Origin of the sequence: Rhodopseudomonas sp. BR0C11 (assembly GCF_010820945.1) — a bacterium.
Lineage (GTDB): Bacteria > Pseudomonadota > Alphaproteobacteria > Rhizobiales > Xanthobacteraceae > Rhodopseudomonas > Rhodopseudomonas palustris_H.
Window position 1 is genome coordinate 1 of record NZ_QTKI01000435.1, and the last position, 3858, is coordinate 3858.

Here is a 3858-nt window from a genome sequence, read left to right on the forward strand (position 1 = left end):
AGGCGGTGGGGTGCCAGCGATCAGCGCGGCGGTGATTGCGCCGGCTGAGGAGCCTGCGAGCCAGTGCAACGGCTGAGCTCGATGTGCGAAAGCCTCGAATGCGCCGCCGTGATACGCAGCCAAGCTGAGGCCGCCGGCGAACACCAGGGCGGTGAGGGTGCCGTCGTTGTGGTCGGGGCGCGCGTCCAAGCTAAGCGGCCTCCGAGGCGTGGCCGTTGCGGGGCCGAGCATCGTCGGTTAGCGCCTGGGCGCAGGCCCAGTCCAACATGGTGATGCCACCAACCGCCGCGAGGGCCAGCGCAACGTTGCCGCGTTTGGGATTGTCGCGGCGGAGCTGCAGCGCGAGCGTGCCGACATCGAGCGCGTCGCCGCCGACCCGGCTCCAAACCGACGACGCCGACTCGGTGGTGAGGATGGCGACACCTGAAGCGATCTCTCGTGCGCCATAGAGCTGCAGCAGATGCTCGTTGCCTTCCATACCGAGCGCGCGTGCGAGACGACGCGGCGCCAGCACCTCTGCCGCGCCGAGGCCGAGCGACACCCATCCGAGGAACCGGGCCAGCCGGCGGGATTCGCTCGGCGTCATTTGCAGGGAGGCAGAAGTCATCGGTACGCTCTCCATCAGGGTCACCCGCCAACGATGCGGATCGTGCAGCGTTCCAACTCAGCCTGAGGTCCGCATTGGAACGTGGCCGGAGGCCGATGGTTCTTTTCGTATCCACGATGGAGAGCGACGTGCGTGTGATCCCGACCCGCCTTCATGGCGCGATCGATTATCTGGTGTCGGTGCTGGTGCTGGCCTTGCCGTTCATGGCCGGTGAGCAGGGTGGCCTGCGCTGGGTGTTCGCGGCGGTGGGCTGCGCCGGAATCATCTACAGCCTGATCACCGATTATGAGTGGGGCGTCGTGCGGCTAGTGCCGATGCCGTGGCATCTAGCGCTCGACTTGGTGTTTGGCGTTGCAATGCTCGCTCTTGGCATCTTCCTCTGGCTATCACTCCTCGGGGTGATCAGCGCCGTGATCGGCATCGCCGCGCTGATCCTGGCGGCCATCACGGAGCTGCGCCCGCGCACAGCGCGCCCGATCGCGTCATGATCAAGCCGCCACCGGCCGAGCCGATCGAGGCTGCCATCCACCTCTGCGTCGATATGCAGCGGATCTTCGCGCGTGGCGGTGTGTGGGAGACGCCGTGGATGGAGCGCGTTCTGCCGGTGGTCGTGGATGTCTCGGACCACTATGCGAGATCAACGATCTTCACCCGCTTCATCACGCCCGAGCATCCGGAGCAGCGGCCGGGGCGGTGGCAGCGTTACTACCAGCGCTGGGAGGCCGCGTTGCGGCCCAATCTGGAGCCGGAACAGCTCGACCTGGTGCCGGAGTTGCAACGCCTGGCGCCGCCGGCGCAGGTGATCGACAAGCCGGTTTACTCTGCCTTCAAGCATTCACCTCTGGCATCGCTTCTGGTCGAGCGTGGCATTGGCACCGTTGTGGTCACGGGGGCCGAAACCGACGTCTGTGTACTCGCTACGGTGCTTGATGCCGTCGATCTCGGCTTTCGCGTCGTGCTGGTCGAGGATGCGCTGTGCAGCTCGTCCGACCCTGGGCATGACGCACTGATGACGATGTACCGCACCCGATACGGCCAGCAGATCGATCTCGTCAGTCGGGAGATGCTGTTCGATCTCTGGCAGTTTTGACGCAGGCGAAGGCCTAGTTCCGATAGGAACGGTGCACATCCGGCCACGTTGAACGCGAGATCATTTCAACTGGAGACTGAAGAATGGCTCAGGACGCACGTGAGATCTTTGTTACCGGGCTGCGCAACGCCCACGCCATGGAGACCCAAGCGCGGGAGATGATGGAGCGGCAGTCCGAACGTCTCGACGACTATCCGGAAGTGAAGGCGCGTGTGCAGCAGCATTTGCGGGAAACTGAAGGCCAGCTGAAGCGGCTCGACGAGTGCCTGTCCGCCTGCGGCGAAAGCGCCTCAATGCTGAAGGACACCACGCAGTCGTTCATGGGCAATATGGCTGCGCTGGCTCACACTGTGATGCCCGACGAGATCCTGAAGAACACCTTCGCCAACAACGCCTTCGAGCACTTCGAAATCGCCGCCTACAAGTCGCTGCTGGCGCTCGCCGACATCGCCGGATTCGGCTCTGCCAAGCCGCTGCTGCAGGCGTCGCTGAAGGAAGAAGAAGCGATGGCGGCGTGGATCGACCAGAACATCGACAGCGTCACGCGATCCTACGTTCAGGCCCAGGCGGCCTGAGCTTATACTCCTGATAAATCGGAAGACTGTGGCCGGGCTCAGCCCGGCCATTTGCGTTGGTTGCGTGCATTGATGGCACTCGGTCCCTCCCAGAACGACGATGGCCCGGGCGATCCCGGCCATGATGAAGTCGGTGCATGTCGCTCTATGAGCCGAGCGCGCTCAGCTTGGCTTCATCACCACCTTGACGCAGCCGTCCTTCTTGTCGCGGAAGGTCTTGTAGAGTTCCGGGCCTTCTTCCAGCGTGGCGCGGTGCGTGATCACGAAGGAGGGATCGATCTCGCCCTTTTGGATACGGCCGAGCAGTTGCGGCAGATAATGCTGCACCGGAGTCTGCGCCATCCGCATTGTCAGGCCACGGTTGATCGCCGAGCCCATTGGAATCTTGTCCAGCAGCCCACCATAGACGCCGACGATCGACACTGTGCCGAAGTTTCGGCAGCAGTGGATCGCCTGGCGCAAGACGTGCGGCCGGTCCGTGCCCATGAAGGTGGCCATCTTCACGCGGTCGACCATCGAGTCGAAGCTCGCCATTGTGGCGGCTTCGGTTCCGACCGCGTCGATGCACGCATCCGCACCCCGGCCGTTGGTGAGATCCTGGATCTTGTCGTAGACGTCGTCGTCCATGAAGTTGATCACGATCGCGCCGGATTGCCGCGCCATCTCCATGCGCTCCGGCACCGTGTCGATCGCGATCACGCGTTCGGCGCCGAGCAGGAAGGCGCTCTTGATCGCCATCTGGCCGACCGGGCCGCAGCCCCACACTGCGACGGTTTCACCACCTTTGAGATTGCAGAAGTCTGCCGCCATGAAGCCGGTCGGGAAGATATCGGACAGGAACAGAACCTGCTCGTCGGTCAGTCCATCGGGCACTTTGATCGGACCGACGTCGGCATACGGCACGCGCAGATACTCGGCCTGACCACCGGCATAGCCGCCGAGCATATGAGAGTAGCCGAACAGGCCAGCGGGCGAATGGCCCCACATCTTCTCAGCCGCTTTGGCGTTGGGATTCGATCGCTCACAGCCTGAGTAGAAGCCGCGCTGGCAGAAGAAGCATTCGCCGCAGGAGATGGTGAACGGGACCACCACCCGATCGCCGACCTTGAGCTTGGTATTCTCGGAGCCGACCTCGACGACTTCACCCATAGTCTCGTGGCCGAGCACGTCACCGCTCTGCATCGACGGCATGATCCCGTCCATCAAGTGCAGGTCTGAACCGCAGATCGCGCAGGCCGTCACTTTGATGATCGCATCGCGGCCGTGTTCGATTTTCGGATCCGGCACGCTCTCGCAGCGGATGTCGTTCTTGCCGTGCCAGGTCAGAGCTTTCATCTGCAGTTCCTCGTCGTTGATGGCGAGGGGAAAAGCCGAACATGGTCGGTTGTTCCTGTTGCTGGGCTGGAACGTCGCGACCTGAAGACGCGACTGGTTAGTTAGGAACGGCGTCTCCGAAGCTCCGTTGGCCTTTGCGCAACTCAGCAATCAGAACAATGACAGGAGCGACGATGATGCGGAAGACGACGACAGCGATGGCCGTGCTCGCAGTGCTGGCGCTTGGCGCCAGCCAAGTGATGGCGCAAGGC

6 protein-coding genes are annotated in these 3858 nt (G+C 63.2%); 3 read left to right on the forward strand and 3 right to left on the reverse strand.

Annotated features, from left to right (window positions below):
• Both DYI24_RS22860 and DYI24_RS22865 read right to left on the reverse strand, forming a co-directional pair.
• On the reverse strand, positions 1 to 189 hold a 189-nt coding region (locus DYI24_RS22860; protein WP_246701352.1), incomplete at its 3' end, for a patatin-like phospholipase family protein.
• A 1-nt stretch (position 190) separates the two neighbouring features.
• Entirely contained in the window at positions 191 to 607 is a 417-nt protein-coding gene (locus DYI24_RS22865; protein ID WP_164573961.1) for a hypothetical protein, read from the reverse strand.
• A gap of 116 nt (positions 608 to 723) precedes the next feature.
• On the opposite strand from DYI24_RS22865, the gene DYI24_RS22870 reads away from it, so the two are divergent.
• From DYI24_RS22870 to DYI24_RS22880, 3 genes are all read left to right on the forward strand, one after another.
• Positions 724 to 1095, forward strand: coding sequence for a hypothetical protein (locus tag DYI24_RS22870; protein ID WP_164573962.1), 372 nt, complete (start codon positions 724 to 726; stop codon positions 1093 to 1095).
• On the forward strand, positions 1092 to 1697 hold the full coding sequence (locus tag DYI24_RS22875) for a cysteine hydrolase family protein (RefSeq protein ID WP_164573963.1): 606 nt from the start codon (positions 1092 to 1094) through the stop codon (positions 1695 to 1697). Before DYI24_RS22870 ends, DYI24_RS22875 begins: the two co-directional genes overlap by 4 nt.
• An 83-nt stretch (positions 1698 to 1780) precedes the next feature.
• Positions 1781 to 2272: a ferritin-like domain-containing protein gene (locus DYI24_RS22880; RefSeq protein WP_107344048.1), complete on the forward strand. Its 492-nt coding sequence runs from the start codon at positions 1781 to 1783 to the stop codon at positions 2270 to 2272.
• Positions 2273 to 2434: 162 nt separating this feature from the next.
• On the opposite strand, the gene DYI24_RS22885 is transcribed toward DYI24_RS22880, so the two are convergent.
• A complete protein-coding gene (locus DYI24_RS22885) occupies positions 2435 to 3607 on the reverse strand; it encodes a zinc-dependent alcohol dehydrogenase (protein WP_164573964.1) in 1173 nt (390 codons plus the stop codon).
• Positions 3608 to 3858: the final 251 nt, after the last annotated feature.